26 protein-coding genes and 1 pseudogene are annotated in these 26,028 nt (G+C 42.4%); 22 read left to right on the top strand and 5 right to left on the bottom strand.

Annotated elements, in window-relative coordinates:
• The first annotated feature begins 106 nt into the window (after positions 1 to 106).
• The 7 genes and pseudogenes from B1K52_RS07720 to B1K52_RS07745 all read left to right on the top strand — a co-directional run bounded on the left by B1K52_RS07720 (position 107) and on the right by B1K52_RS07745 (position 8,309).
• Positions 107 to 643, top strand: coding sequence for a hypothetical protein (locus B1K52_RS07720; protein WP_077306962.1), 537 nt, complete (start codon positions 107 to 109; stop codon positions 641 to 643).
• A gap of 162 nt (positions 644 to 805) precedes the next feature.
• Positions 806 to 2,986, top strand: a complete 2,181-nt coding sequence (locus B1K52_RS07725; protein ID WP_077306964.1) for a DNA topoisomerase III — start codon at positions 806 to 808, stop codon at positions 2,984 to 2,986.
• A 677-nt stretch (positions 2,987 to 3,663) separates the two neighbouring features.
• Positions 3,664 to 3,936: pseudogene (locus B1K52_RS17905) on the top strand (NUDIX hydrolase); the annotation flags it as partial.
• Positions 3,937 to 4,037: 101 nt separating this feature from the next.
• The gene (locus B1K52_RS07730) at positions 4,038 to 5,288 is read left to right on the top strand and encodes a CYP152 family fatty-acid peroxygenase CypC (RefSeq protein WP_077306966.1); all 1,251 of its coding nucleotides are present in this window, start codon (positions 4,038 to 4,040) and stop codon (positions 5,286 to 5,288) included.
• Between the two features lie 223 nt (positions 5,289 to 5,511).
• Complete coding sequence (locus B1K52_RS07735) at positions 5,512 to 5,994, top strand: HXXEE domain-containing protein (RefSeq protein WP_077306968.1); 483 nt, start codon at positions 5,512 to 5,514, stop codon at positions 5,992 to 5,994.
• 348 nt (positions 5,995 to 6,342) lie between these two features.
• Positions 6,343 to 7,596, top strand: coding sequence for an alcohol acetyltransferase (locus B1K52_RS07740; RefSeq protein WP_077306970.1), 1,254 nt, complete (start codon positions 6,343 to 6,345; stop codon positions 7,594 to 7,596).
• Entirely contained in the window at positions 7,596 to 8,309 is a 714-nt protein-coding gene (locus B1K52_RS07745) for a DUF6320 domain-containing protein (RefSeq protein WP_077306972.1), read from the top strand. The genes B1K52_RS07740 and B1K52_RS07745 overlap by 1 nt, the downstream gene beginning before the upstream one ends.
• Here the strand turns inward: B1K52_RS07745 and B1K52_RS07750 are convergent.
• Complete coding sequence (locus tag B1K52_RS07750) at positions 8,306 to 8,947, bottom strand: hypothetical protein (protein ID WP_077306974.1); 642 nt, start codon at positions 8,945 to 8,947, stop codon at positions 8,306 to 8,308. The two genes, B1K52_RS07745 and B1K52_RS07750, sit on opposite strands and share 4 nt — an antisense overlap.
• A 202-nt stretch (positions 8,948 to 9,149) precedes the next feature.
• Between B1K52_RS07750 and B1K52_RS07755 the strand changes: the two genes are divergently transcribed.
• The 6 genes from B1K52_RS07755 to B1K52_RS07775 all read left to right on the top strand — a co-directional run bounded on the left by B1K52_RS07755 (position 9,150) and on the right by B1K52_RS07775 (position 12,758).
• The gene (locus tag B1K52_RS07755; RefSeq protein WP_077306976.1) at positions 9,150 to 9,452 is read left to right on the top strand and encodes a lmo0954 family membrane protein; all 303 of its coding nucleotides are present in this window, start codon (positions 9,150 to 9,152) and stop codon (positions 9,450 to 9,452) included.
• A gap of 17 nt (positions 9,453 to 9,469) precedes the next feature.
• Positions 9,470 to 9,634, top strand: a complete 165-nt coding sequence (locus tag B1K52_RS17910) for a hypothetical protein (protein ID WP_179106494.1) — start codon at positions 9,470 to 9,472, stop codon at positions 9,632 to 9,634.
• 20 nt (positions 9,635 to 9,654) lie between these two features.
• Positions 9,655 to 10,278: a PspA/IM30 family protein gene (locus B1K52_RS07760; protein WP_077306978.1), complete on the top strand. Its 624-nt coding sequence runs from the start codon at positions 9,655 to 9,657 to the stop codon at positions 10,276 to 10,278.
• An 88-nt stretch (positions 10,279 to 10,366) separates the two neighbouring features.
• Positions 10,367 to 11,089, top strand: coding sequence for a cell wall-active antibiotics response protein LiaF (gene liaF, locus B1K52_RS07765; RefSeq protein WP_077306980.1), 723 nt, complete (start codon positions 10,367 to 10,369; stop codon positions 11,087 to 11,089).
• A complete protein-coding gene (locus B1K52_RS07770; protein ID WP_077306982.1) occupies positions 11,086 to 12,129 on the top strand; it encodes a sensor histidine kinase in 1,044 nt (347 codons plus the stop codon). The genes liaF and B1K52_RS07770 overlap by 4 nt, the downstream gene beginning before the upstream one ends.
• Positions 12,126 to 12,758: a response regulator gene (locus B1K52_RS07775; protein WP_077306984.1), complete on the top strand. Its 633-nt coding sequence runs from the start codon at positions 12,126 to 12,128 to the stop codon at positions 12,756 to 12,758. The genes B1K52_RS07770 and B1K52_RS07775 overlap by 4 nt, the downstream gene beginning before the upstream one ends.
• 242 nt (positions 12,759 to 13,000) lie before the next feature.
• On the opposite strand, the gene B1K52_RS07780 is transcribed toward B1K52_RS07775, so the two are convergent.
• Positions 13,001 to 13,636 (bottom strand): YpmS family protein, encoded by a 636-nt coding sequence (locus tag B1K52_RS07780; RefSeq protein WP_077306986.1) that lies wholly within the window; start codon positions 13,634 to 13,636, stop codon positions 13,001 to 13,003.
• 13 nt (positions 13,637 to 13,649) lie between these two features.
• Positions 13,650 to 14,561, bottom strand: a complete 912-nt coding sequence (locus B1K52_RS07785; protein ID WP_077306988.1) for a DUF459 domain-containing protein — start codon at positions 14,559 to 14,561, stop codon at positions 13,650 to 13,652.
• Between the two features lie 225 nt (positions 14,562 to 14,786).
• On the opposite strand from B1K52_RS07785, the gene B1K52_RS07790 reads away from it, so the two are divergent.
• Positions 14,787 to 14,984: a DUF2188 domain-containing protein gene (locus B1K52_RS07790; RefSeq protein WP_077306990.1), complete on the top strand. Its 198-nt coding sequence runs from the start codon at positions 14,787 to 14,789 to the stop codon at positions 14,982 to 14,984.
• Between the two features lie 77 nt (positions 14,985 to 15,061).
• Positions 15,062 to 15,313: a hypothetical protein gene (locus B1K52_RS07795; RefSeq protein ID WP_077306992.1), complete on the top strand. Its 252-nt coding sequence runs from the start codon at positions 15,062 to 15,064 to the stop codon at positions 15,311 to 15,313.
• A 7-nt stretch (positions 15,314 to 15,320) separates the two neighbouring features.
• On the opposite strand, the gene rarD is transcribed toward B1K52_RS07795, so the two are convergent.
• Entirely contained in the window at positions 15,321 to 16,241 is a 921-nt protein-coding gene (gene rarD / locus B1K52_RS07800) for an EamA family transporter RarD (protein ID WP_077306994.1), read from the bottom strand.
• 174 nt (positions 16,242 to 16,415) lie between these two features.
• On the opposite strand from rarD, the gene cls reads away from it, so the two are divergent.
• From cls to B1K52_RS17915, 4 genes are all read left to right on the top strand, one after another.
• Positions 16,416 to 17,855 carry a cardiolipin synthase gene (cls, locus tag B1K52_RS07805; RefSeq protein ID WP_077306997.1) on the top strand — a complete coding sequence of 480 codons (1,440 nt, stop codon included), beginning with the start codon at positions 16,416 to 16,418 and terminating at the stop codon, positions 17,853 to 17,855.
• A 30-nt stretch (positions 17,856 to 17,885) separates the two neighbouring features.
• On the top strand, positions 17,886 to 18,425 hold the full coding sequence (locus B1K52_RS07810) for an acyl-CoA thioesterase (RefSeq protein WP_077306999.1): 540 nt from the start codon (positions 17,886 to 17,888) through the stop codon (positions 18,423 to 18,425).
• Between the two features lie 192 nt (positions 18,426 to 18,617).
• Positions 18,618 to 19,562, top strand: a complete 945-nt coding sequence (locus tag B1K52_RS07815; RefSeq protein ID WP_179106495.1) for a GAF domain-containing protein — start codon at positions 18,618 to 18,620, stop codon at positions 19,560 to 19,562.
• Between the two features lie 16 nt (positions 19,563 to 19,578).
• Positions 19,579 to 19,752, top strand: coding sequence for a hypothetical protein (locus tag B1K52_RS17915; RefSeq protein ID WP_179106496.1), 174 nt, complete (start codon positions 19,579 to 19,581; stop codon positions 19,750 to 19,752).
• A gap of 283 nt (positions 19,753 to 20,035) precedes the next feature.
• Here B1K52_RS17915 and B1K52_RS07820 read toward each other — a convergent pair whose 3' ends face one another.
• Positions 20,036 to 21,661: an HsdM family class I SAM-dependent methyltransferase gene (locus tag B1K52_RS07820; protein ID WP_179106497.1), complete on the bottom strand. Its 1,626-nt coding sequence runs from the start codon at positions 21,659 to 21,661 to the stop codon at positions 20,036 to 20,038.
• A gap of 239 nt (positions 21,662 to 21,900) precedes the next feature.
• Here B1K52_RS07820 and pdxK point away from each other — a divergent pair, with 239 nt between their 5' ends.
• The 3 genes from pdxK to B1K52_RS07835 all read left to right on the top strand — a co-directional run bounded on the left by pdxK (position 21,901) and on the right by B1K52_RS07835 (position 25,992).
• The gene (pdxK, locus tag B1K52_RS07825) at positions 21,901 to 22,710 is read left to right on the top strand and encodes a pyridoxine/pyridoxal/pyridoxamine kinase (RefSeq protein ID WP_077310538.1); all 810 of its coding nucleotides are present in this window, start codon (positions 21,901 to 21,903) and stop codon (positions 22,708 to 22,710) included.
• A 69-nt stretch (positions 22,711 to 22,779) separates the two neighbouring features.
• Complete coding sequence (locus B1K52_RS07830) at positions 22,780 to 24,672, top strand: ABC-F family ATP-binding cassette domain-containing protein (RefSeq protein ID WP_077307005.1); 1,893 nt, start codon at positions 22,780 to 22,782, stop codon at positions 24,670 to 24,672.
• 81 nt (positions 24,673 to 24,753) lie between these two features.
• Complete coding sequence (locus tag B1K52_RS07835) at positions 24,754 to 25,992, top strand: aminopeptidase (protein WP_077307007.1); 1,239 nt, start codon at positions 24,754 to 24,756, stop codon at positions 25,990 to 25,992.
• The last annotated feature ends 36 nt before the right edge of the window (positions 25,993 to 26,028 follow it).

Here is a 26,028-nt window from a genome sequence, read left to right on the forward strand (position 1 = left end):
TTTGGGAAGTAAAATAGTTTTAGGTTCAAAGTGAATGAGGCGGTATGTCTCTGTAACAAACGGCAGCTGTTCATGTAACATCAATTCAAATGTAAGGGGGGATAGAGTGAGAAAAGCATCGATAGCGCTCGCTTTTGCAGTTGTCATGTTGCTTGTCTATCTTATCATGGATAACATCCATTCTAAGCAAGAACTTGAAGCGGTGGAATTTCAACTGGAAAATCTGATTCGTTTTACACAAGAGCCGGTGGAGGTCCATGAGCCTGCTTTTGATACAGCTGTCCAATTTATTTGGAGTTACTTAGATTATGAAGGAATTCAAGAAAAAAACAGGATAGTCGAACGTGTTACAAAGAATGTGGCAGATCAGCTGGCTTTGTCTGATAATCCAAACAAAAAGCTACCTGTGGAGGGACACGATGGAGTGAATAAGTCAGACGTCAAAGATTTAGAAATCTATTACGGTTCATCAAGCAAGGACAAACAGCAGTTGTTTGCAGCTTTTCGGAATGTCATTGATACGGGAGACGAAATCAGTGAATCGATGCGGTTTCTAAAACTTAGCATGGTTTTGGAAGAAGGCAAGTGGAAAGTAGATCATATGGAATGGGAAAAGGAGCAGGTTTCCAATAGTTCAACTTAGCGCCTTTACTTCCTATTCCATACCGTTATAAATCACCATTGTTTACGTGAAGATACTAGTGATTAAAACATAGAACCGACTTCTACCTTGAAGTCGTTAACTCCCGCTTCAAGCTGCCATGTGCTAAAATATAGGGAGTGTGATTCGAGAAAGGATGTTTTCATGGGTAAAACGGTTGTACTGGCAGAGAAACCTTCTGTCGGCCGCGATATAGCGCGTGTTCTTGGATGTACGAAGAAGACGAACAGCTATATGGAAGGAAAAGATTATATTGTGACGTGGGCGCTTGGTCATTTGGTGACACTAGCGGATCCAGAGACATATGACGATAAATATAAAACGTGGAAAATAGAAGATCTGCCAATGCTGCCTGAGAAGCTGAAGCTTGTCGTAATCAAGCAGACTGGCAGACAATTCAGCACGGTGAAAACGCAGCTGAACCGAAGTGATGTGAGCGATATTGTTATCGCAACAGATGCTGGTCGTGAAGGGGAGCTTGTTGCACGTTGGATTTTAGAAAAAGCTCGTGTAAACAAGCCGGTAAAACGTTTGTGGATTTCCTCGGTAACAGATAAGGCCATTAAAGATGGCTTTAAGAACCTGAGAAGCGGCAAAGAGTTTGAGAATCTATATAAATCTGCTGTAGCTAGGTCGGAAGCAGACTGGTATGTCGGGCTGAATGCAACACGCGCGTTAACAACGAAATTTAATGCGCAGCTGTCCAGCGGACGCGTGCAGACGCCAACACTGGCGATGGTTCATCATCGCGAAGAAGAAATCAAAAACTTTAAACCAGAAGCCTTCTACGGTATCGAAGCAAAGACACAAAAAGGCTTGCGCCTCGTGTGGAAGGATCAAAAACATAACAGCACACGTACTTTCGCTAAAGACAAAGCGGAACAAGTGCTGCAAAAACTGAAGCAGGCAAAAGGGAAAGTCACCAATGTGGAGAAAAAGCTTAAGAAAAGCTATGCACCGCAGTTGTATGACTTAACGGAACTGCAGCGTGATGCCAACCGATTGTTTGGTTTCGGTGGTAAAGAAACGCTGAACATCATGCAGCATTTATACGAACGGCATAAGCTATTAACATATCCGCGGACAGATTCTCGTTATTTGTCATCTGATATTGTGCCAACGTTGAAGGATCGTGTGAAAGCAGCAGGTGTAGGCAGCTATGGACGTATTGCTACGAAAATTGCGAACGCGCCTATCAAAGCAACAAAAGCATTTGTGGATGACAACAAGGTGTCCGATCACCATGCCATCATTCCAACAGATCAAAACGCATATGGCGCGGACCTTTCTGATAAAGAACGTAAAATTTATGACTTGGTTATCAAGCGCTTCTTTGCGGTGCTATTCCCAGCATTTGAGTATGAACAGACAACGTTAACAGTAGAAGCTGCTGGCGAAAATTTCACTGCTAAAGGAAAAATCGTGAAGAAACAGGGTTGGAAAGAAGTGTATGCCAACCGATACGATGACGAAGAATCAGACGATGACCAAACCTTGCCTAATGTGGAAAAAGGCGAGGAATGGACGCTTTCGTATCGAATGACAACAGGCGAAACGAAACCGCCGGAGCGATTTACAGAAGGTACATTGCTGCATGCAATGGAGAACCCAGTCCGTTTTATGGCTGGCGAGAATAAGGACCTTATTAAAACAATCGGACAGACAGGCGGTCTTGGTACCGTAGCAACACGTGCTGATATTATTGATAAGTTGTTCAACACCTTCTATATCGAGAAGCAAGGCAAGTATTTGAAGATGACTTCTAAAGGAAGACAGCTGCTGGAGCTTGTTCCGGAAGAATTGAAGTCTCCTGCACTGACAGCGGAGTGGGAAATGAAGCTAAGTGCAATTGCAGAAGGAAAGCTGAAGCAGCAGCAGTACATTTCTGAAATGAAGCAATATGCTAAAAAAGTTGTGAACGAAATCAAGAACAGTGAGCACAAATATAAACACGATAATATAACGGGCACAAACTGTCCGGATTGCGGCAAACTGATGCTTGAAGTGAATGGTAAACGCGGTCGTATGCTCGTCTGCCAGGACCGGGAATGCGGACATAAGAAGAATATTGCTAAAACAACCAATGCCCGCTGTCCAAACTGTCATAAGCGTTTGGAATTGCGCGGTGAGGGAGAAGGCCAGATGTTCTTCTGTAAGTGCGGACATCGTGAAAAGCTAAGTACATTTAACGAGCGCCGCAAGAAAGAGAAGAACAATAAAGTAAGCAAGCGTGATGTACAAAAGTATCTGAAGAAAAATAATGAAGATGATGGCTTTGCTAATACTGCTTTAGCAGATGCGCTAGCGAAACTGAAGAAAAAGTAAACGAGAAAGAGGCTGGGACATAACTGTTTAAGCTATATAAAAATCCAAACAATACTGCAATTAAAAGCAGTATTGTTTGGATTTTTTGCATTGGAAACGAAGATGAGAGCATCGCTTCGGAAATACACTCCGCTTTCCTGCGGGCGGCTGGTGAGTCTCCTCGTGCTAACGCACTGCGGGGCCTCACCTAGGCCTTTTTCCCGCGGGAGTCTCCGTGTATTTCCTACGCTGATTTGTGTGATGGGAAACCTTCACTCGTGTAGGGTAGAATACGTAGACTCCTCGAAAAAGATAGCGATTTTCTTGTCGGTGTCTACTTCAAAAGCCATTCTTGTCCGACGATAACAGCTAAAGTTGGAAAGTAGCAGCCGTCAGAGAGCTGCATTAAAAAGTACGGATCTAGTTATCGTTCGCTTTTAGGATGAATTAATCTTGTTTTGTCCCGCTCCCTTTTTAGTGTAAACACACTGTTTCTAATTGGAAAGAAAGCTTCTGTATCGCGTCCTCCCAAATGATTTTACCGCCGTAGCAAAGAAAGACAAATCCAAACACAACATCCAAGTAAGCTTGAAATCGAACAACGAATCTACGTATACGTTTCATACCGACTAGCAGTAATGTACCTATATACCAACTGCTGTTTCCCAGCAGGAAACAGATAATGAAGACTAGCGGATGATGCAGCTGTTCGGGAAGTAAAAGAAGAAAGCGGCATCGAAATTAAAGTGACCAAGTTCTGTGGGATCTACCAAAATACAGAGATGAGTATCTGTAATACGCTTTTCCTCGGTAAACCAATTGCGGGTGTTTGTACACCTTCAGAAGAAAGTTTGGAAGTTGGGTATTTTCCTATTGAGCAGGTCCGAGAGATGGTCACATGGGGAAATTATTTGAAACGAATTGAGCATTGCTTAAATGAAGCATCACATCCATTCTATGTTGCCTTCTAATACATAGGAAGCACCTTGTTTAGCAAAATAAGCAAGGTACGTTTGTTTTCATTCTTCTTCGTAAGGGAAGAGATTAGTAAAAAAAGGAAGGAAGAGGTCATATGAGTGAAACTTCCATGCCGAAGGAAGAAGGGCTGGATCACAGTCTGGCATTTCTCCGGGAAGGCTATGAATTTATTTTGCATCGCAGAAAAAGCTTTCAATCTAATATATTTGAAACAACACTGCTTGGTAAAAAGGCAATTTGCTTAGGTGGAGAAAAAGGGGCAGAGCTGTTTTATGATCCCGATAAATTCATTCGCGCTGGCGCTGCGCCAAACCGTCTTGTCAAAACACTCTTTGGCGAAGGCGGTGTCCAGACCGTGGATGGTGAACAGCACCGAAACCGTAAAGCTATGTTCATGTCGATTATGACAAAAACGCAGCTGCAAAGACTGGACATGCTGATTGAAAGAGAATGGGAGAAGGCAAGTGAACAATGGGAACAAGCAGATCAGATAAAGCTCTACGAAGCATCGCAGAGGATTCTAATGAAAGCAGCTTGTGCATGGGCAGGTGTGCCGCTGGATGATGAAGAGAAACGTACGGAGCAAATGCGTCATCTGTTTGAATCGCCAGCTGCACTCGGTCCAGACTACTGGCAAGGCCGAACTTCCCGCTCTGGAGCAGATCAATGGGTTACAGAACTCGTTCAGAAAGTCAGAAATGGTGAGTTGCATCCAATCCGTGAAGGTGCATTGTACGTCTTCTCTTGGCATCGCGACATAGATGGAGAACTTCTTCCCGAAAAAGTGGCCGCTGTAGAAGTGCTGAATATTATCCGTCCAATCGTTGCCATTAGTATCTTTATTGTTTTCTCAGCCCTGGCTTTGCATCAATTTCCAGAAGAAAAAAGCAAACTGAAAACAGGAGATGGCAGTATCCAGCGCTTCGTTCAGGAAGTCCGCCGCTTTTATCCATTTTTCCCAGCTACGATGGCAAAAGTGAAGCAGGACTTTGAGTGGGAGGGCTATCATTTTGAAAAAGGCACCTTGACACTGCTAGACCTGTATGGCAATAACCATGACCCACATCTTTGGGAGCAGCCAGACCTGTTCCGCCCAGACCGATTTCTGAACTGGGATGCGAGTCCATTTGACTTTATCCCCCAAGGGGGCGGTGATTTTCATATGGGACACAGATGTGCAGGAGAATGGGTGACAGTTCAAGTAATGGAAGTGAGCGTTAACTTTCTCGTGAATCGTTTGCAGTATACAGTCCCAAATCAAGATTTAAGCTACAGCCATACCTCTATGCCGACCATGCCGAAAAGCCAAATGATACTGACAGATATACAGAAAGTAACTAGCTGACGCTAACAGAATATGCTTTATAAGAGAGAGCAGGAGATCATGGGAATCCTGCTCTTTTTGCATTCATAAAGATACTGACATTACATGCAAGTTGATTTAAAGGACTATGGGAAATTTATGTCTAGCAACTGCTGAATTTCACTTAAAATGCATTTCCTAACAGATATACAGGAAATGTAAGTTAAGATGTATTATATTATTGAGGTAGAGGAGGTTGGTTATAATGGAAATCGGGTTCTTTCTTATCGCTTTTACCTTACATAATGTAGAAGAAGCTTTGTATTTGCCTGCTTGGTCTAAGGAAAGCAAGTTTCAGAAGACAGTGGAGACTAATGTGTTTCTTTTCGCTGTAACAATCGTAACGCTAACAGCCTATATGACTGGAATACTGTACCTCCTTTGGCCGGCGAGTTTGTGGATGCAATATCTTCAGACTGGTTTGATAGGTGCGGTACTAGTAAATGTGATTATGCCTCATGCTGTTGCGACCGCTGTCGAAAGAAGATATTCACCAGGTCTTGTTACCGGAGTTCTTCTGCTTATCCCGTCCGGAAGCTCGGCCATTGTGCATATCTTCCAATCTGCAGAATTGCGTATTTTGGAAATAGTGATAGCAACAGTTGGGGCAGGCATCTTGCTTATCTCGCTTATTCTGTTGTTATTTGCTTTGGGTGAACGTATCTTTAGAAAAAATCAACGCAGCTAAAAAAAGTGAATCTGTTAATTATCCGTAAAGAATACATAGACAACTTAGACCGCTTAAATTTTAGATAGAACAGCATTAGCACCAGAACACAAGGTGCTAATTTTTTTGTTTTGTTCTTCTCTTGGGAGAGACGAAGAAATTCTTTGGTTAAACTGTACATATGTTACCGTAAATAGGATGCATTGTAGTACAATTTAACAACAATGATATAGAAGCGTGTTTATCAGCCCTTACAACGGTTATAAATCGTATAGGGTATAGGATACATAAAGCTGCTCTGTAAGTAGAAACCGGCAAACATAAGCTTAGCAGATATAAAAATAGCAAGTATCAAAGGATGATTCGTGTATGAAAACAGATTGGTACAAACTAGATAGTGCTGGGAAACTGTATGCATCAACTGTTACATCCAGAGTATCTACCGTTTTTCGTCTTTCAGTCAATCTGTATATAAGTATTAATGGAGAATTGCTTCAAGAAGCATTGGAAGAAACGTTAGATGAAGTTGCTTCATTCAAAGTCGTTGTAAAAAGAGGTGTGTTTTGGTACTACTTTGAAAAGACAAAATCTATTCCTGTTGTGACAAAAGAATATTATTACCCTTGTTCGAATCTATTTTTTAGAGGTCGAAATACATTTCCGTACAGGGTGCTCTATTACAATAAAAAGATTTCGTTGGAACTATCTCATATGCTGACAGACGGCACTGGCGGAATTGAATTTTTAAAGCTTCTTGTCAAAAATTATCTGAGAAAAGAAGGGCTGGTAGCTGCGTCTGTAAAAAAAGACAAGAAAGACTACAATTTTGATAATGCTTTTTTCCAGCATTACGAGAAAGTTGTACCAAGTTATCAGGAAACGTTAGACAAAGCGTATAAGATACCTATCCGCCTGGACAAACGAGGCGTGTATCATGTAACAACCGGAAATGTAAAAACACAAGCAATTAAGGACCTTGCGAAACAGCATCAGACATCTATTACAACTTACTTGCTCGCTTTATATGCGGAAACTTTAATCGAAATTCAACGGATGAATTCTGAAAAGAAGAGACCGATCTCAATCAATGTTCCTGTTAATTTGCGCAGTTTCTTTAACAGTGCCACGCTGCAAAATTTCTTTGTTAGTGTGCCAATCACGATTGATCCTCGATTAGGTACGTACAGCTTTCAAGATATAATAGGAGCAATTAGTATCGATCTAAAAAGATATGTAAATGAAAAACAATTAAAAACGTTAATTGCTCGCAGTGTAAGAGGAGAACGTAATCTGCTGCTTCGTTCCCTGCCTTTATTTGTGAAAGACTGGATTTCACCAATGGTGCATGCCAGATTTGGAGAAAATTATTATACAAGTTCTATTTCCAATTTAGGTCTCATAGCGCTTGAGCAAAAAATAGAGGAGCACATTGAGCGATTTGAATTCTACCCGCCACCTAGTATCGGAAATAAGGTTAAAGTAGGATTAATCAGTCACAAAGCGAACATGTATATTACATTTGGCAGTCTATCAAATGACAGCCTTGTAGAAAGAATGTTCTTCCGAAAATTAGTAAAAGAAGGCATTCATGTGAAAATAGAGACGAACAGGAGTGCATATTAATGGCCTACTGTCCAAAATGCGGCGTAAGTGTTGAAAAGGATCAGATACCTTGTCCGCTATGTTATACATATATACCAAAAGTGCTCAGTGATGAAGAACTGTCAGATGCAAATGGTTTTCCTACTTATTACAGTTTGTATGAGAATTTGCTGCATTTCTTTATACGCAGTGTATATCGTGTGCTCTGTATACTAATGATCCTCGGATTTCTAGTCCCAACAATTGTTGACCTTTCTTTGAACGGCGAGTTAACGTGGTCTTTATACAGCAGTTTATCTGTATTGATGAGTTGGTGTTATCTCCATGTATTCTTCGGCTATGTAAAGCGAATGCGGAACAAACTTACAGTCTTGATTGCTGCAGCTAGCATAGGGCTTATCGGATTCGATGGTATCTATGGATATGCGGGCTGGTCCGTCGAAATAGCCATCCCCATAGTGGTGCTGACTGTACTCTTGTTTTTAGCAAATATAGCTATTTACAGAGTAAATGTAAGCTGGCTGCGCCAAAGTGGTTATATTATTTTTTCCTTGCTCATTCTTTGTATAGGAATAGAGTTTATATTACGGATATATTTGAATGCAGAAGCTGTATTTATTCAATCTGCCGGAGATGTAATCCTAGCCATTATTGCAGGAGCAGTCTTGCTGATTGCATCTTATACAGTTCCAGATAAATGGAAAGAAAAGATGAAGCGTAAATTTCATATTTAGTGTCGTTTTTCGTGCGAAACATTCATTCGTTTATTTTTAAGCAATGGATGTTTTTTTGTGCAAAAAACTGGGCTTTCTCGCTTACCGCTTCGTTCCTGAACGGTTTCTTCCGCTTTTCGGTGATGTCTAGCTCCAAAAGCCAGGAACTGCGCCGGAAGTGATAAATCCCTGCGGAAGGGAAGGGCGCCTTCCTCCGGGCTTTCTCGCTTCCTTCTCCGTTCCTGAACGGCTTTTTCCGCTTTTCGGTGGTGTCTAGCTCCAAAAGCCAGGAACTGCGCCGGAAGTGATAAATCCCTGCGGAAGGAAAGGAACCTTCCTCCGGGCTTTCTCGCTTCCTTCTCCGTTCCTGACCGGTTTCTTCCGCTTTTCGTGATGTCTAGCTTCAAAAGCCAGAAACTGCGCCGGAAGTGATAAATCCCTGCGGAAGGGAAGGGCGCCTTCCTCCGGGCTTTCTCGCTTCCTTCTCCGTTCCTGAACGGCTTTTTCCGCTTTTCGGTGGTGTCTAGCTCCAAAAGCCAGGAACTGCGCCGGAAGTGATAAATCCCTGCGGAAGGGAAGGGCGCCTTCCTCCGGGCTTTCTCGCTTCCTTCTCCGTTCCTGAACGGCTTTTTCCGCTTTTCGGTGGTGTCTAGCTCCAAAGACCAGAAACTGCGCTGTAAGCAATGAATCCCTGCGTAAGGAAAGGGCGCCTTACTCCGTGCTTCCTTACTTACCGTTTCGTTTCTAACCGGTCTTTTACGCTTTTCGTAAGACCAAAGTCTTATCTAACTTACCTCTCCAGGTCGTTATGGGGTGTTGAGGATAAAGGTAGACTAAGGGTATGAAAGGAGTTGTTGGTTGATGAAGAAGGTGTTGTTGATTATTGGTGCGGTTGTTGCGGTGGCTGTGCTGTTGGCGAATCTTGGGTCGCTGCTTGTTTTAGCGATTAGTGTGGCTGTTGGTTATTACGGATTGAGAAAGTTCGTTATGACTGATTCTGTTGGTGCCAAGATTGGCTGGGGTGTCGTGATTGGGATTGGGGTTTGTATCTCGCTTTCCAATCTGCCAGCGCTGATTGGTTTGGCTGCGCTTGCTGCCCTTTATTACATGTACAAAGCATGGAAAAAAGATAAGGAAGCAGAGAAGTTTGACTTCACTCTCTAATCACAAGGAGGAGTATAGTGGACGATTACTTGGAACAACGGGTACGGGTGTTGGAATTAGAAGTTGAAGAATTAAAAAAACAGCAGAACCAAGGCTGGAAGGATAACGCATGGATTTGGGCAGTCATTCCGATAATGGCTTTGCTTATCCCAGTGATGGCCCTTATCCGAGACATATTTTAACCCAAAAAGGAGAGGTACACATGGAAAATATCTTTACACGAATCAAACAGGCGGTTGCAGCAGATTTTCATGAAATTTTGGATAAGAAGGAAGAAAAGAATCCGACGGTGCAGCTGAGTCAGTATATCCGCCAATGTGAGCAGCAGGCAAAGAAAATCCGTGAATTGATTGAGAAGCAGTACCAGCTAAAACATGATTTCACAAAGGAGTATCATGCTGCACAGGCAATGGCAGATAAAAGAGAACGTCAGGCAAAGTTAGCTGCAGAACAAGAAGAAGCAGAACTTGCAGAGCAAGCACAAGACGAACGTATGCAATATCAAGAGCGAGCAGATAAAATCAAAGCGATGATGGAAAAAGCGAACGCGGACTTGCAAGAGCTAGAGAAAAAATATGTTCAGATGAAGCATAAGCTGAAAGACCTTTATGTAAAGAAAATGGAGTTTTCAGAGCGGGAAAATGTTGCGAAAGCACATCGCGGTATGAATGAAGTATTGAAGAACAAGCCGGAATTCGAATTTGTCTCCAGCAAGTTCAATGATTTAGAAGGATATATCGACCGTCTCGAACGAAAGGTCAATGATGACTATCGCAAACAGACGCTTGATGCAAAGCTTGCGGATCTGGAAAGGAAATCTAGTTAAAATAGGGGAGACATGGTAATCTAGGAAGGACACAGGTGGCTGTGTGCCTTCCTTGTTTACACTTGCTGCATGAAAGGGGTGCCTGAAGGTGAAACCAAGTGATATGGTTCGCTGGCTGTTAATTACTGCTGCAGTCGTTTTCCTGGCTGAAATTTTAATTTCCGGCACAGGTGTACTGATTGGCATTGGAATTGGCATCTTTATTATTTATCTAGGAAAACGGAGGCTCTCCGCCGGTAAGAGGCCGATACTGCTTTGGATAGGGATAGCTGTTGTGGCTTTAAGTTTATTGCAATCATTCGCTTTTTATCTTGTTTTGACTGCTGGTATTATCTATTACTTTTCTAGAATTCATGATAGTACAGCAGGTGAGCCGCAAGTTTATCACCCATCCTTTGATCAGACAGAATCGGCAGAGGAGCAAGTATTCGAACAAAAATCACTGTTTCAAAATAGTTTGTTTGGAGCACAGTCTGCTGGAAGCAATGTGTACGAATGGAAGGATACGAACATTCAATCTTTCCTCGGTGATACGAACATTGATTTAAATTATACAGTGCTGCCAAAGGAAGAAGCGGTGCTGATGGTACGAAAAGTGCTGGGAAATGTCCGAATTGTTGTTCCGTATGATATTGAGGTGGATGTGCATCATTCGGTGGTATATGGCTCCGTCGCCATCTTTGATCATAGAGAGAAGAACAGCTGGAATAAAGTGATCCATCTGCGCACAAAAGGTTATCAGCAATCCAGCCAGCGAATCAAGATTGTAACGAGTGTAGTTGCAGGCAAGCTGGAGGTGGTGCGCGTATGAGTAATATCGTCAAACGGCACGTCGCCTTTGGAATGCTGTATAGTGTCTTGATGCTAGCGGGTTTAGTCGTACTGTATATATTTAATTATCCCATTGATAACTGGCGGGTAGTTTTAACCTTACATGACAGTACGGTACCTTTTATAATTGCAGCGCCGATATTTGTGTTGTTTTCTGGTGCGTTGCTTGGTCTGCTTTCGGGTCTGTATTGGCGCAAGCGCTGGCATCAAGCCGCGCAAGAATTAGAAGGTATCCGTGAAGGACAGCAGCCAATGAAGAAACGCAGCTTTAGCATATCCGAACTGCAGCACACGTGGACTGCGCTAGAGCGGTTGCAGCTGTATATGAATGAACAAGCGAAGATAGCACAAAAGCTGACTAATGAACGGGTAATTGATCGTGAGGAAGAGGTGCAGCGAATCGTTTCCGAAGAAAGAAATCGTTTGGCGCGGGAACTGCATGACTCGGTCAGCCAGGAGTTATTTGCGGCGTCCATGCTGATTTCTGCTCTCACAGAATCAGAAGAAGAAAATGCACCTATGCTTATTGCGCTAAAACAGCTGGAGTCAATGGTGCAGCAATCACAGCTTGAGATGCGGGCACTGCTGCTCCATCTCAGACCAGCGGCATTAAAAGGAAAAACACTGCAAGAAGGAATGGATCTGCTTCTTGTTGATCTTCAGGCAAAAGTACCACTCTCCATTACCTGGGAGCTAGATGAATTTCCAGTAGAAAAGGGCATTGAGGATCAACTGTTTCGTATTGTACAAGAATCCGTGTCCAACACCCTTCGTCATGCAAAAGCAGAAAGCTTGGCAATCAAGCTGCTTCAGCGCGATGGCTTCATCATTCTGCTCGTCACAGACGATGGAATTGGATTTGAGATGGACACCGAACAACTAGGAGCATACGGTTTGCAAAATATGAAGGAGAGGGCCGCGGAAATCGGCGCCCATTTGCGGGTGGTCAGTGTACCGAAACAAGGTACACGGTTAGAGGTACGCGTTCCAATGCTTGACAGAGAGGAAGAAGAAGCATGATCAGAGTACTTTTTGTAGACGATCATGAAATGGTCCGAATTGGTGTGTCTGCATATCTGGCCACCCAAGCAGATATTGAAGTAATAGGAGAAGCTGATAACGGGGAAGACGCAGTGAAACTTGCGCTCGATTTGCGGCCGGATATTATTCTGATGGATTTAGTTATGGATAAAATGGATGGTATTGAGGCGACTAGGCTAATTGTCAGTGCTTGGCCTGAGGCGAAAGTGATCGTTGTGACTAGTTTCTTGGATGATGATAAAGTATATCCAGCCTTGGAAGCAGGAGCAGCCAGCTACCTGCTGAAAACATCTAAAGCATCTGAGATTGCAAAAGCCATCAGAGCTACATATAACGGTTCTGCTGTCTTTGAACCAGAAGTGACGAATAAAGTTATGAAGCGAATGCGAAAGAATCAGGCACCAGCACTGCATGAGACATTGACAGTCCGTGAGCAGGAAGTGCTTCATTTAATCGCAAAAGGAAAATCAAATCAAGAGATCGCCTCCGAACTGTTCATCGCTTTAAAAACAGTAAAAGTGCACGTAAGTAATATCCTAAGCAAACTCGAAGTACAAGATCGCACGCAAGCAGCCATTTACGTCCATGAAAATGGAATGCTTAAGTGAGATTAACAGGCGGGTACAAAAAAATAGCCTTTAAAAAACCGAGCAATTCTGTCTGGCATTAGACAGAATTGCTCGGTTTCTTTTCTGATTATATGTGAATTAGACTGCCGCATCGAACTGCGATAGTTGCGTTAACAATACATCAAATTAAGAAAAATCCAGCAAGCGAAGTATTCTGCCGGAGCGGCAGTCAGAGCGCACATTTCATCCATAGACTACTCAAGTTAGTCCCAGCATCTTGCTTATAAACCAATCGTGTCATTCGGCACATACAGCTTAAAGCTGAGATTGTCGTTCGGTAAGTCAAATTGCTCTACTTCCACATGGAGATCGTTTTGTAATTCCATTTGCGTGACAGCTACATAGATGGATTCTTCATCCGGATTGATCGAAACCCATTCTGGCATATTGTAGTATTTGTCAATGTACTTGAGAACCTTGTCATTAGGTAAGGAAAGACTGCCGAGTGAAATTTCCTTGTTCTCAAGTAATAAGTCCCCATTCTCCTGGACATGAGGCTCTAGCGTCATTTTTAGTGGAATTCGGATACCAAATGCTGTAATGCCGCCGCTTAGTTCTACGGCATCATCTCCAAGTACAACAGCATAGTTATCGGAGTTATCGTTCAGTTCTTTATCAATATAAGCATTGATCAATTCGTTTACATTTGCTTTTGTGGAGCTGATTGTAAACTCTGAGGAATCAGAGCTGTCGAATTGCGCTTCTTTTGGCGGCTCTGGCGCCGGACTGAAAGCCGGCAGAAAAATGAGCAGCAAGAGCAGCAGCAAAATAATACCATTAGCAATAGCTAATACTTTGAAATATTTCTTCCAATTACGCGTCTTCTGTTCGGGCGGTTGGTTATTTCTGTTCTCCATTTCTGTCACCTGCCTATTCTACGTCTTCCTCTTCTTCCTGTATCACGGGTTTCATACTTTCCAATACCCGTTCAGCTACTTTTCCATACCCAATTTCGTTCGGATGGAAGTAGTCATCAGACAACAAGGTTGCTGTTTCATTTTGGAATAAGTCGGCTGTTTCGATATAGTGCTGGTCTTCATCCAGTGCAATCTGCTCTCCAATGCTGTTATACTCCTTGATAATTGTACCAAGCTGATCTTTGAGTTCTGGGAAGTTTTCTTCAAATGGATTATAAAATCCAATCAGATATATTTCAGCATCTGGATTTAGCGTGTCAATTTTTTGGAAGATTTCCTTCATCCGCTCTTCATAGGCTGGCATGGCCTCACTATAATCCTCGTAGTCCAAGTTAGTGAAGTGATCTTTCGTTACTTTCATAATATCATTAGCACCGATTGTAATTAGAACGACATCGGCATTTTCAATGGAAGCAGAGATGACGGGATCCTCCATTCGCTTCAGCATCTGATCGGTTCGATTGCCTCGTTTACCGAAGTTGTCGATTTTCACGCGGTCTTCTGTCTGTTCAAAAGTCTGCTGAAGAATACCGACATAGCCGCCCTTATCAGTCCTATCACCCACACCCTGTGTCAAAGAATCACCAATCGCTGTGATATGAAGATCTTCCTTAATAAAGAGTCCAATCGTGTCTTTAAACAAACGCTGAAAGGCATCTTTAATTTCAGAAGAAGTATCGGTATCCTCTGATTCAGCTAAAATATCTTCCGTATCTTCAGGGGATGGATATTCAATTGGAACAACTTCTAATGGGGCGTTAGTGACGGTCGCTTTCTGATCGGAGACAGCAAATAGAATCACAGCTCCGATGACGATGGCGAGCAGAAACGATGCAATAATCAAATAAACTTTTCTTTTTTGCAAGCATCATCAACCTCGTTCTAAAAAATATAGTTTCGTATCCGGCTTGTTATACGTTGAAACTTGAAACTAGCGGATACGGAAAAGATACATTATAAATTTGATGTAAAATTATATTTTACTAGATTTCGAGAAGGTTGGATAGTGGGAAGAGATGGTTCTGTATGTTTTAAGATAGATACAGTTGGGAAAAAAACGAGTAAGACAAAAGGATGAGGAGGATGCAAGATGAAAGAATACAGTGTAGTTCCAAATAAAGATGTCACTGGCTGGTATGTGAAAATTGAAGACGTAGCACCGACAGAATATCACAGCACAAGAGATGACGCAGTTTTGGAAGCAGAAAGTATGGCCAAGGACAATGCGCCTAGTAAAGTAATTATCTATGACGCGCATCAAGAGGTAGAAGAACAGCGGCAGTTTTAAAATTACCGGCAATTTATGCCGGTAATTTTTAACCTTTTGGGCAGTTCCTGAATAAGCTGAACAGAGGAGGTGCAGGCATGGATTTTTCCTTACTGCTGTTAGCTTTTTCAGGAATCGCATTGATTAGCATTGGTGTGCTCCGTCATTTCACGAAGGATCCATTCGTTTTATTCATCCCAGCTGCTGTAACGGCATTGCTTTTGCTTGTCACCAGTTTCTTTTCCTTCCTGTTTCAGGAAGAGCTGATTAAAGGGACGTTATATATCTTTGCTACTATCTTATGTGGATTATTTGTATTATTGCTTTTTTTGCCACCTTTTCGTAAGTAAAGGTGGCTTATTTTGCCGATTCAGCTGCGTTTAGCTGCCGGGCTGTTAGGCGTTTCAACCGAATTCCGGAAATGGTGTAAAGTACCAAAGCTCCCCAAATACACGAAAAGGCAATCAGGTGCGCATGTGTGAATGCTTCTCCGAATAAAGTGACACCTAAGAGCAGCATTAGTGTTGGAGCTATATATTGGAGCAGGCCGATCTGCGTTAACGTAAGCCGGCGTGCGCCATGTGCAAAGAGCAAAAGCGGTGTAGCGGTGGCAGCACCAGACAAGAATAAAATAACAGCTGTACCAGTCGACATGGTGGTGCCTTCTGCAACTGGCGCGAATAGGAGATAAAGAACGGCAAGCGGTGTAACAAACATGGTTTCAATTGTAAGCCCGAACATCGGTGGGATTGTAACTACTTTCTTCAGCAGCCCATAAACAGCAAAGCTGATTGCTAGCAGTAACGATACCCAAGGGAATACCCCGTAGCTTACGGTTAGATAAATGACTCCAAACGCGGCCAGAATAAAACTTGCAATCTGTAGACGTGTGCTTTTTTCTTTCAGAAAAATCATAGCCAGCAGTATGCTGATCAGCGGGTTAATATAATAACCTAAGCTGGATTGCAAGACATGTCCTGCGTTCACGGCCCAGATGAAAACGAGCCAATTGACACTCACTGTCAGAGAAGCTGCGAATAATCCCCAAAACGCGCGCTTATTCAAGAAAAGGTCCTTTACTTGCTGGATGAAAGGACGAATTTTTCCTAAAACAAGAACAATAAGAATCATTGTAACAAAGGACCATACGATACGATGTGCCAATAAATGGCCGGCATCGACTTCCTCTAATAAATTCCAGAACAAAGGCAGTACACCCCACATCACATATGCAAGTGCTGCATAAATGACACCGGACTTAGATGATTGCGATTGCATGTTGGCATGCCCCTCTCTTTCTATCTCTGTATGAGTTAAGTGTACGGCTGGCTTTGACGCTTTTCAATACTTTTGCATCTTTTTAAGATTCTGACAAGTTGCCAATGACAATTATGATACTATATATTAGTATGGGCAATTGGAAATATGCTACAGATGAAGGGAGTAGCACATGTGCATATATTTGCGTATTTATTAGGATTATTAACTATTATAAATATCCTCCTCGCATTGGCAATCGTTTTCTTGGAAAGGCGGGATGCTAGTGTTACATGGGCTTGGCTGCTTGTGCTCGTTTTTATACCAGTAGCGGGATTTATCGTTTATCTACTATTCGGCCGCAAACTCTCAGGAAAAATATTCACCTGGGATACAAAATCGAGGCTTGGTGTTAAGAAGCAAGTGCAAGCCCAATTGCGGGCTATTGAGGAAAATACATTTTCTTATAGGCAACCTGCTGTTGAGGAGTACAAAGGCCTTGCCTACATGCATCTGCGTAATGATGATGCAATATTGACCCAAGGCAATGAAGTAGAAGTCTTCACGGATGGGAACAAGAAATTCGATGCACTTCTACAAGATTTAGAACAAGCGAAGAATCATATTCATCTCTTGTATTACATTGTGCGTAGTGACAAACTAGGGGAACGGCTGGCAGATGTACTTATAAGGAAAGCGCATGAAGGCGTTAAAGTACGGTTCCTGTACGATGATATGGGTTCAAGAAGTATTAAGAAGAGCTATGTACGCAAGCTGATAGAAGCTGGCGTTGAAATTGAAGCCTTCTTTCCATCCTTCATTCCTAAAATTAACTTGAAGCTCAATCATCGAAATCACCGGAAGCTGGCGATTATTGATGGCCAGGTAGGGTACATTGGCGGGTTTAATATCGGCGATGAGTACTTAGGTGAAGATCAGAAATTCGGTTACTGGCGTGATACACATCTGCGGATCACTGGTGAAGCAGTGCGAGCCATGCAGACACGCTTCATTTTGGATTGGAACCAAGCTTCCCGGCATGATATTGAATACGAAGATCGCTATTATCTGTCAGAGCCAGTTGGCAATGTCGGGATGCAAATTGTCTCCAGCGGACCTGATTCGGAATGGGAACAGATAAAACATGGCTATATCAAGATGATTCTTTCAGCCAAAAAATACGTGTATATCCAAACGCCGTATTTCATTCCGGATGAAAGTTTGGCAGACGCCCTGAAGGTTGCGGTACTGTCGGGTGTCGATGTGCGGATAATGATTCCGAATAAGCCCGATCATCCATTCGTTTATTGGGCAACATATTCGAATGTTGGTGAGCTGATTAAAGCGGGTGCGCAAGTTTATATTTACCAAAATGGCTTCCTGCATGCCAAGACGATTGTTGTCGATGACAAGATTGCTTCTGTCGGTACAGCCAATATTGATGTCCGCAGCTTCCGGCTGAATTTTGAAGTAAATGCATTTTTATATGATCAAAATACAGCAGGGGTATTGAAAGAAAAATTTGAAGAGGATATCCTATTATCAACACAGCTTTCACATAATCTATATCTGCAGAGATCAAATTGGATTCGATTTAAAGAATCTATCTCGCGTTTGATCTCCCCGATCTTGTAGCCGAAGTCTGGCAGAAAGAAGGAAAATCAAGTGAAATCAAAACCATGTATCGCGTCTTTAACAGTGAAAACATCCCATGTACTTCCTCCTGATACAAATACACACGGTACCTTGTTCGGAGGAACGCTGATGGCTCATATTGATGATGTTGCTGCAATTGCTGCCTACCGTCATGCCAGACAGCTTGTTGTAACAGCTTCTACCGATAGCGTCGATTTTCTTGCTCCTGTAAAAGTAGGAGATACCATTTGCGTGGAGGCATTTGTAACCTGGACGAGCAACACTTCCATGGAAGTGTTCGTCAAAGCAGTAACAGAAGATTTGCGCACAGGAGACAGAAAAGTATCAGCAACAGCATTCGTTACCATGGTTGCACTCGATGATAACAAACAGCCAATTGAGGTGCCGGAAGTATTTCCAGAAAGCCCAGAAGAGAAGTGGCTATATGATGGTGCTCCGCAGCGTGCTGCGTATCGGAAAGAACGCTTGAAAAGATCCAAAGAGATGGCAGTAGCATTCGGAACAGATTATCCTTGGTTCCGCAATGATGGCCGTAACTTTGACGAATAAGAAGAAAGACGAGCTTGCTGTCATGCAAGGCTCGTCTTTCTTTATGTTAAGCTATTTGTCTCCAGGACATTGTATATTTTTTAAATAATGACAATTCAATTCGTACTAATTATCATATGTTTTATTTGGAGAAGGAATTTTGCCTATAAATGTCGAAAAGAGGTAGAAAATTGTTCGATGGGGACTGGTTTAATGAATAAAAAAGTGAAGATTTTGGTCAGTTGGATTATTGGTTTTTCCTTAACGACCCTAATATTTATAGGTGTCGGAGAGGCTTTGGTGAAAATTTTCAGTCACTGGAACGACGAAAAATATACTACATTCTCTATGGTAAGGTGGTTGAGCTTTGTAATAGCTCTTATTGTAATATCTGCTGGAATAGCAAAATATCTTAGAACGAATGACAACGCCGTTTCAATTGGGTTTACCAACATTCCTAATATTGTTTACGATGAACAATTTGAAAAAGCTAAGGATTATAAAGACAAGAGGTTGATTAAAAAAAATACGGAATTACACGAGAAAATTAATGCGTTGGAGGATTACAACATAGATCTGATTGCAGAGCTTGAAACAAAGGGCCTAGAGATGGATGAGATTACGTATATCAGTGATATTTTTATCAGACATCATAAAAATACAAGTAGGCTGGTTAGGTCGCTAACGCAACTCATGGAAGAAGGGAAACAAAATTGGAAGTATGAGTTTTGTAATAATGTATTAGATGAATGTGTCACTATTCTTCTTGAAGATCGAGCTGATAAATCTTCAACTATTTACTTTATAAACGATGAAAGTAAACTTGAAATGTTCGCATATAATAGAATAGAATTTAGTTCATCGAGGGAAAGAGTATTTAAAAAAGGAGATGGTTTTGCAGGACATATTTGGGAAACTGGCGAAACATTATTAATAAATGACGTATCATTGGACAATGAACACTTTCAAGGAGAATTTGCACCTGTACATGAGTACGGATCTATACTCGGTGTCCCAATAAAGATAGGGAAAGAGGTAGTAGGAGTTCTTTGTATTCAAAGTGAGAAAGCAGAGGACTTTGCTGAAGATGATGAAAGAACGGTGGTCTTCTATGCAGAAATGTGTGGGTTGGCTCACTTTTATGATAGAATGAATTAGTATAAGGAGTGCTTTTATGACAACTCTAAAAAATAAAAATACTGGTTTGAGAATTGTCCAGAATAGGGACAAGAGATTAGCATCGTCTAGGACTAGAACCAATCAATTACTTGAGAGAGCGGCGGGTTTAGGGTTAGTTGATACCTATGTTGATAGAAAAGGAAGAGTGCGTACAAAAAAAGAACAATAGTTGGACAAGCATATATGGCTTTTTGTTAATTTTAAAAAGCGAATTTAGAAAATTACTTCAGCTCAATTTTCTAAATTCGCTTTTTTATATAGATTTATGAATTCTTTAAAAATGGTTTATAAAAAATACGACAATCTAGCTAGAAATAAACGTTGACTCCTGAGGGAGGAAGGTCTATTTAGACCGTGCAATGCGTTAGCACGAGAAGGGTCACCAGCCGCTCTCGGAAAGTAGAGTGTATTTTCGAAGCGACGATTTAGGTGTCCCCAAAGTTCTTCGTATTCTAACCCTTCTGCGTTTGTCCCAATTCCTCTTCATCCTCACAAGGTCGAATCAACGCATTGAATACATCATTCAGCATTTGAAAATGATAGGTCTTCTCGCGCTCATCTCCATCATGTATCATCAGGTATTCAAGTCGTGTGTAGATGTCCAGAATTTCATGCTTTTGTTCGTCAGTTAGTGCCTGGACATCCAGTACAAGCGATGTATTCACATCTTTTGCTTCTAATTTCTTCAGATCTTTCCCGTATTCTTTATGTGGATTGGCCATCAACTCTTGTGCTATGTCACTGAGGAAGTAAGCCATAAAAAGATCGACATCTTGCTCGTACTCTTCATAAAGGTAAATACCGATTAACTGGTCAAGGTGACGTACATTTGTTTTATTACGGACAATCTGTATGCTCTTTCGGTTAAAAACACTTACTAAAATTGGTGCAGGATCTAAAACTGAGAATCGATACCAAGGTGTTCTGGAACGGATTGTATGGCGCTGGTCGACCCGATGCGCCTTCCCGTCCGCTAAATACTGCATCACAGCATGTTCCAGCTCCTGTTTATCATCAACGCAAAGCAAAAGCATTTGCTCATCCTGCTGCACGAGTCGCTTGTAGTCAATGTAAGTGAAGAATGGATCCTTCAGCTGACTTGACTTCGAAAGACAAGGCAGAAAGTGCTGCGACCCAATTTGCCACTGCTTCATTTTACTGTTATTAAAGCAGAAGTACTGATTCGAACCGGTCTTCATGCCATGCTTTGCAGCAGCGAAATGATTTAGTGGCTGTACATTTGTATAACGTTTCTGATTTTCTTGATAAAAATGCAGACGCCACTTACTAGCAGGATTAAGATCCTGAAGCCGTCGTACAATCCCAATTGGTTTTTCCCGGCTGGATGTTATATACGCTGCAGCCTGCTCTAGCTCTATATCGGACTGTGTCCGGATGAATTCAATCGTATCTGTCTTTTTCGACTTGTCGAATAAAAGCAGGGAACTTGTTGTTGCTGCTCCTTTAAACCATCCCATTTGGATATCAGTATTGATAATCATCGACAAGCTGCAGTCCAGCAGAAGGTATTCTTTTATCTTTGTACCATATCGGGCATTTAAGAAGTCTGAAGGAACGATAAAGGCAGCTCGTCCATTTTCGTTTAACTGGTGCAATGCCTTCAGCAGGAATAAACCGTAAAAATTCGTGTATGTAGAAAGCGTAATGTCCATTCTCTGCCGGAATAGATTTAAGTAGATTTCTCTCTCATCTTCATTACGAAATGGGATATACGGAGGGTTGCAAAGGATAGCATCATACTTTGTATCCCATCCTTCTGAAAGAAAATCCCGTTCATGCAGCTGGACGGCTGATTGTGAATTGAAGAAATTACGATTTGCGTCCAGGATCTCTGAATCCTCTTCATATGCATCAATTTTATAAGTGCTTGGTATATTTTTTATTAATTTTCCAAGGCCGACAGCTGGATCGAGCAGACGCTCGCCCTCCAGGTTGTGAAGCACCCATTGTTTCATCATGTCTGCTATTGCATCTGGGGTGAAATATTGGCCATAGTGCCGACGATGGAGTGCGGAACTTGTATTTAAATACGATTCTTCTAATCTATGTTCTTCCACAGGCACACCTCCATTAAGAAAAATAGGAAAAAACAACTAGATTTATTGTATTACAAAATCAACATAGTTTTCCAGTAAAAGGAGGTGTATTTCGCGAAAAATCAACAATAAAGCCGAAAGTTTAGAAAATTAACTCTTTCTGCTGGCATGCATCCGCGTTGGTTGATAGACAGGAAGGAATAGGAGTATAATACAATTAGCTATTAAAAATGACAGCAGATGCAAAGGGGTTGCAACACATGAAAAAAGCATTAACAATCGCAGGTTCAGATTCCTCTGGCGGAGCGGGTATTCAAGCAGACCTAAAAACAATGCAGGAGTTCGGCGTATACGGTATGTCAGCTGTAACGACAATCGTTGCGATGGACCCTTATAATAATTGGCACCATAATGTATTTCCGGTTGATGTAAATACAGTGAAAGAACAGTTGAACACAATTGTGGTAGGTGCAGGTGTTGATGCAGTGAAGACTGGAATGCTCGGTTCTCCTGAAATCATTGAATTGGCCGCAAACATGATCAGTGAAAACAATATTCCAAATGTCGTTATTGATCCAGTTATGGTATGTAAAGGTGCAGACGAAGAACTGCAGCCAGAGAATACTGTGAGTTTGCGTGAAAAGCTTGTTCCGCTGGCAACAGTGATTACGCCTAATTTATTTGAAGCAGCCAAGCTTGCGCAGATGCCGTTGATTCACTCGGTGGAAGAAATGAAAGAAGCAGCAAAGAAAATTCATGAACTTGGTGCGAAGTATGTACTTGTTAAAGGCGGCAGCAAGCTGGAAACAGATAAAGCAATTGACGTGCTTTATGACGGAGAAACATTCGAAATCCTCGAAAATGAAAACGTGGATACAACGTATACGCACGGTGCAGGCTGTACGAGCTCTGCAGCAATCTGTGCATTGCTCGCCAATGGCAGCAGTGTGAAGGAAGCTATCTATGAATCGAAGACGTTCATCACAGAAGCGATTCGCGGAGGCTTCAAACTGAATGAATATGTTGGCCCTGTCAATCACGGTGCCAGAAAGTCCATGCCACAGCAATAAGCAGGTCTGGATAAGGAAAAGCCGCCTGGAACGGGCGGTTTTTCTTTGTTCGGGAAGGAGATAGATTGTATGCGAATTTTTAGTGTGGAGAACCTGACGAAGACGTATGGAGACAAACAGTTATTCGAACGCATTGCTTTTCATATAGAAAGCCGGGAGCGAATCGGACTTGTCGGTGTAAATGGAACCGGAAAGTCGACGCTGTTAAAAGTATTAGCTGGTATAGAGGGTGCAGATAGCGGGGATATTGACCATAGCAAAACGTTCCAGCTTGCTTATTTAGCGCAGGAACCTGAGCTTACAGCAGGAAAGACAGTACTGGAAGAGGTATTCAGTGGAACAAGCCCTCTTCTGCAGACGATTCGCACTTATGAAGAAGCCATTGCTGCATTGGAGCAAAACCCAGAAGACACCAAGACGCAGAACCGTTTATTCCAACTGCAAGCAAAGATGGACGCAGAAGATGCGTGGGATGCGAGCACGCAGGCGAAGACGATCTTGACTAAACTGGGTGTCGATTATTATAGTGCCTCTGTCGATACATTGTCTGGCGGACAGCGAAAACGGGTAGCTTTAGCGAAAGCACTCATACAGCCAGCTGATTTATTGCTTCTGGATGAGCCAACCAACCATCTGGATAATGAAACGATTGAATGGCTGGAAAGTTATTTGCCAAACTATCCTGGAGCGCTTCTGTTAGTGACGCACGATCGGTATTTCTTAAATCGGATTACCAGTCATATATTCGAGTTGGAGCTGGGCAGCCTTTATCGATATGAAGGAAACTATGAAACATACTTGACGAAGAAAGCGGAGCGGAAAGCACAAACCTTACTGGATCAGGAGAAACATCAAAACACGATGCGCCGGGAGCTTGCCTGGCTCCGCCGTGGTGCTAAAGCACGGACGACGAAACAAAAAGCAAGAATTCAGCGTGTGGAAGAGATGAAGGAAACCAAGTTCCAGACCCAAGACAATGAATTAAATCTTCAAGTGGGGGCAGCGCGGTTAGGTAAGAAAGTATTAGAAGCAAAAGATCTGACGGTTCAATTTGGTGAAAAACCTTTGTTCAGCCATTTTGATTTTCTGTTCAAACCAGGTGATCGAATTGGCATTATCGGACCGAATGGGAGCGGAAAGACATCGCTTTTGAATACACTTGCCCGCAAAATCCAGCCAACTGCAGGAGAAGTTGAGACGGGAGAAACGGTTAAGCTCGGATATTATACACAGCTGCAGCAGGATATGGACCAGCAGCTCCGTATTATTGACTATATTAAGGAAGTTGCAGAGGTAATAACAACTGCAGATGGAGATGTAATAACGGCAGAGCAGATGCTCGAGCAATTCCTCTTCCCGCGAAGTCATCAATATACGTATATTCACCGGCTTTCTGGCGGAGAGCGGAAACGATTGTACTTGCTGCGTGTCTTGATGGAAGAGCCAAATGTTCTCTTTCTTGATGAACCGACGAATGACTTAGACACAGAGACACTAGGCATTCTGGAGGATTACCTGGATGGCTATCCAGGCGTTGTCATAACTGTTTCCCACGACCGATACTTTTTAGATCGTGTCGTAGACCAGCTTATTGTTTTTGAAGGTGCAGGATCTGTTTCCACATTTTATGGCAATTATAGTGAGCATAGAGAAAAGATATTGGAGCAGCCCAAAGTGCAGCAGCAAAAAGCAGCAGCTGTACCGGATCGTAAAGAAAAGAAAAAGCAAAAACTGTCGTACAAGGAACAGCAAGAGTGGAATTCGATTGAAGATGAAATCGCCGAGCTGGAAGAACGGATAGAAGCTTGCGCGACAGGGATAACAGATGCGGGCAGCGACAGCGAGCGCGTCCAGCAGCTCTTTACAGAACAGCAGGAGCTAGAACAGCAGTTAGAGAAGAAAATGGAACGATGGGAAGCATTATCTCTCGTTGTGGAAGAAATTGAAAATCAGAAGAGCTAAGGCATATTTCGTGCCATAATGCTCATACTTTACTAGAATGGAAGAATAGTCTGAATTCAGTAACGGGAAGGATTGATTCCAATGCCAGAGAAAGAAATGTTAGAAAAATATGCAGATGTTGCCTTGCGTACAGGTGTTAATATTCAAAAAGACCAGCCGCTGTTCATCATGGCGCCAATCAGCGGAGCGGATTTTGTCCGTTTGATCGCCAAACGCGCTTATGAACTCGGTGCCAGTGATGTACATATCAACTGGACAGATGATACACTCACGCTTTTAAAATATACGCATCAATCAGAGGAAGAACTGACAGATATTCCAGATTGGGTGATTGAGCAGCGCGCTTATTACATGAAAAAAGGAGCTGCCTTGCTGCAAATTCGTTCCACTGATCCGGATCTTTTAAAAAATGTGGATGGGAATAAGGTTGCACAGGCAACGAGAGCAACAGCGCAAGCGTTGCAGCACCTGCGCAAATACACAATGAATGACATTATTCCTTGGACAATTATTACAATTCCAACTGATGCCTGGGCACAGAAAATCTTCCCAGGGAAATCTGCAGAAGATGCAACGCAGCTCCTGTGGGATTCTATCTTTAAAATTGTCCGTGTCGATCAAGAGGATCCTGTTCAAGCATGGAAGGAACATAATGCAACGCTGCATCATGCCCGTGATGTGCTAAACAAAAAGCGCTATAAAAAACTTCATTTCCAATCAGAAGGAACAGATTTAACAATCGGCTTGCCGGAAGGACATATTTGGAAAGGTGGCTCTTCGACTACAGAAGGCGGTACAGAATTTAATCCGAACATGCCGACAGAAGAAGTGTTCACACTGCCGCACAAATATGAGGTGGAAGGAACCGTTACGAGCAAGAAGCCGCTGATTTATGATGGCAATACGATTGATAACTTCACGCTTACTTTTAAAGGTGGCAAGGTTGTCGATTATAAAGCAGAAACAGGCCAAGAAACACTGAAGCACTTGCTGGAAACAGATGAGGGTGCATTGCATCTTGGTGAAGTGGCGTTGGTGCCGCATGAATCACCAATTTCCCAATCTGGTCTGATTTTCTATAACACATTATATGATGAGAATGCATCCTGTCATGTTGCTTTAGGAAAAGCCTATCCAACAACATTGGAAGGCGGCTCATCTATGAATGAAGAAGAATTGGATAAGCATGGTGTCAACGACAGCTTAACGCATACGGACTTTATGATCGGATCAGCAGATCTCGCAATCGATGGTGTTTTCGCAGATGGATCATCTGAACCTGTCTTCCGTAATGGAAGCTGGGCAATCAAATTTGATTAACTAAAAAAAGGGATTACGGCTTTGCAGCCAGTAATC

It is taken from the genome of Terribacillus halophilus (assembly GCF_900162685.1).
GTDB classification, from domain to species: domain Bacteria; phylum Bacillota; class Bacilli; order Bacillales; family Amphibacillaceae; genus Terribacillus; species Terribacillus halophilus_A.

What these genes read in the sequence shown, in the direction of transcription:
- B1K52_RS07725 (WP_077306964.1), top strand. Translation starts at nt 806, where the DNA reads ATGGGTAAAACGGTTGTACTGGCAGAGAAACCTTCTGTCGGCCGCGAT.
- B1K52_RS07730 (WP_077306966.1), top strand. Translation starts at nt 4,038, where the DNA reads ATGAGTGAAACTTCCATGCCGAAGGAAGAAGGGCTGGATCACAGTCTG.
- B1K52_RS07735 (WP_077306968.1), top strand. Translation starts at nt 5,512, where the DNA reads ATGGAAATCGGGTTCTTTCTTATCGCTTTTACCTTACATAATGTAGAA.
- B1K52_RS07740 (WP_077306970.1), top strand. Translation starts at nt 6,343, where the DNA reads ATGAAAACAGATTGGTACAAACTAGATAGTGCTGGGAAACTGTATGCA.
- B1K52_RS07745 (WP_077306972.1), top strand. Translation starts at nt 7,596, where the DNA reads ATGGCCTACTGTCCAAAATGCGGCGTAAGTGTTGAAAAGGATCAGATA.
- B1K52_RS07755 (WP_077306976.1), top strand. Translation starts at nt 9,150, where the DNA reads ATGAAGAAGGTGTTGTTGATTATTGGTGCGGTTGTTGCGGTGGCTGTG.
- B1K52_RS07760 (WP_077306978.1), top strand. Translation starts at nt 9,655, where the DNA reads ATGGAAAATATCTTTACACGAATCAAACAGGCGGTTGCAGCAGATTTT.
- B1K52_RS07770 (WP_077306982.1), top strand. Translation starts at nt 11,086, where the DNA reads ATGAGTAATATCGTCAAACGGCACGTCGCCTTTGGAATGCTGTATAGT.
- B1K52_RS07775 (WP_077306984.1), top strand. Translation starts at nt 12,126, where the DNA reads ATGATCAGAGTACTTTTTGTAGACGATCATGAAATGGTCCGAATTGGT.
- B1K52_RS07780 (WP_077306986.1), bottom strand. Translation starts at nt 13,636, where the DNA reads ATGGAGAACAGAAATAACCAACCGCCCGAACAGAAGACGCGTAATTGG.
- B1K52_RS07790 (WP_077306990.1), top strand. Translation starts at nt 14,787, where the DNA reads ATGAAAGAATACAGTGTAGTTCCAAATAAAGATGTCACTGGCTGGTAT.
- B1K52_RS07795 (WP_077306992.1), top strand. Translation starts at nt 15,062, where the DNA reads ATGGATTTTTCCTTACTGCTGTTAGCTTTTTCAGGAATCGCATTGATT.
- rarD (WP_077306994.1), bottom strand. Translation starts at nt 16,241, where the DNA reads ATGCAATCGCAATCATCTAAGTCCGGTGTCATTTATGCAGCACTTGCA.
- B1K52_RS07815 (WP_179106495.1), top strand. Translation starts at nt 18,618, where the DNA reads ATGAATAAAAAAGTGAAGATTTTGGTCAGTTGGATTATTGGTTTTTCC.
- B1K52_RS17915 (WP_179106496.1), top strand. Translation starts at nt 19,579, where the DNA reads ATGACAACTCTAAAAAATAAAAATACTGGTTTGAGAATTGTCCAGAAT.
- pdxK (WP_077310538.1), top strand. Translation starts at nt 21,901, where the DNA reads ATGAAAAAAGCATTAACAATCGCAGGTTCAGATTCCTCTGGCGGAGCG.
- B1K52_RS07830 (WP_077307005.1), top strand. Translation starts at nt 22,780, where the DNA reads ATGCGAATTTTTAGTGTGGAGAACCTGACGAAGACGTATGGAGACAAA.
- B1K52_RS07835 (WP_077307007.1), top strand. Translation starts at nt 24,754, where the DNA reads ATGCCAGAGAAAGAAATGTTAGAAAAATATGCAGATGTTGCCTTGCGT.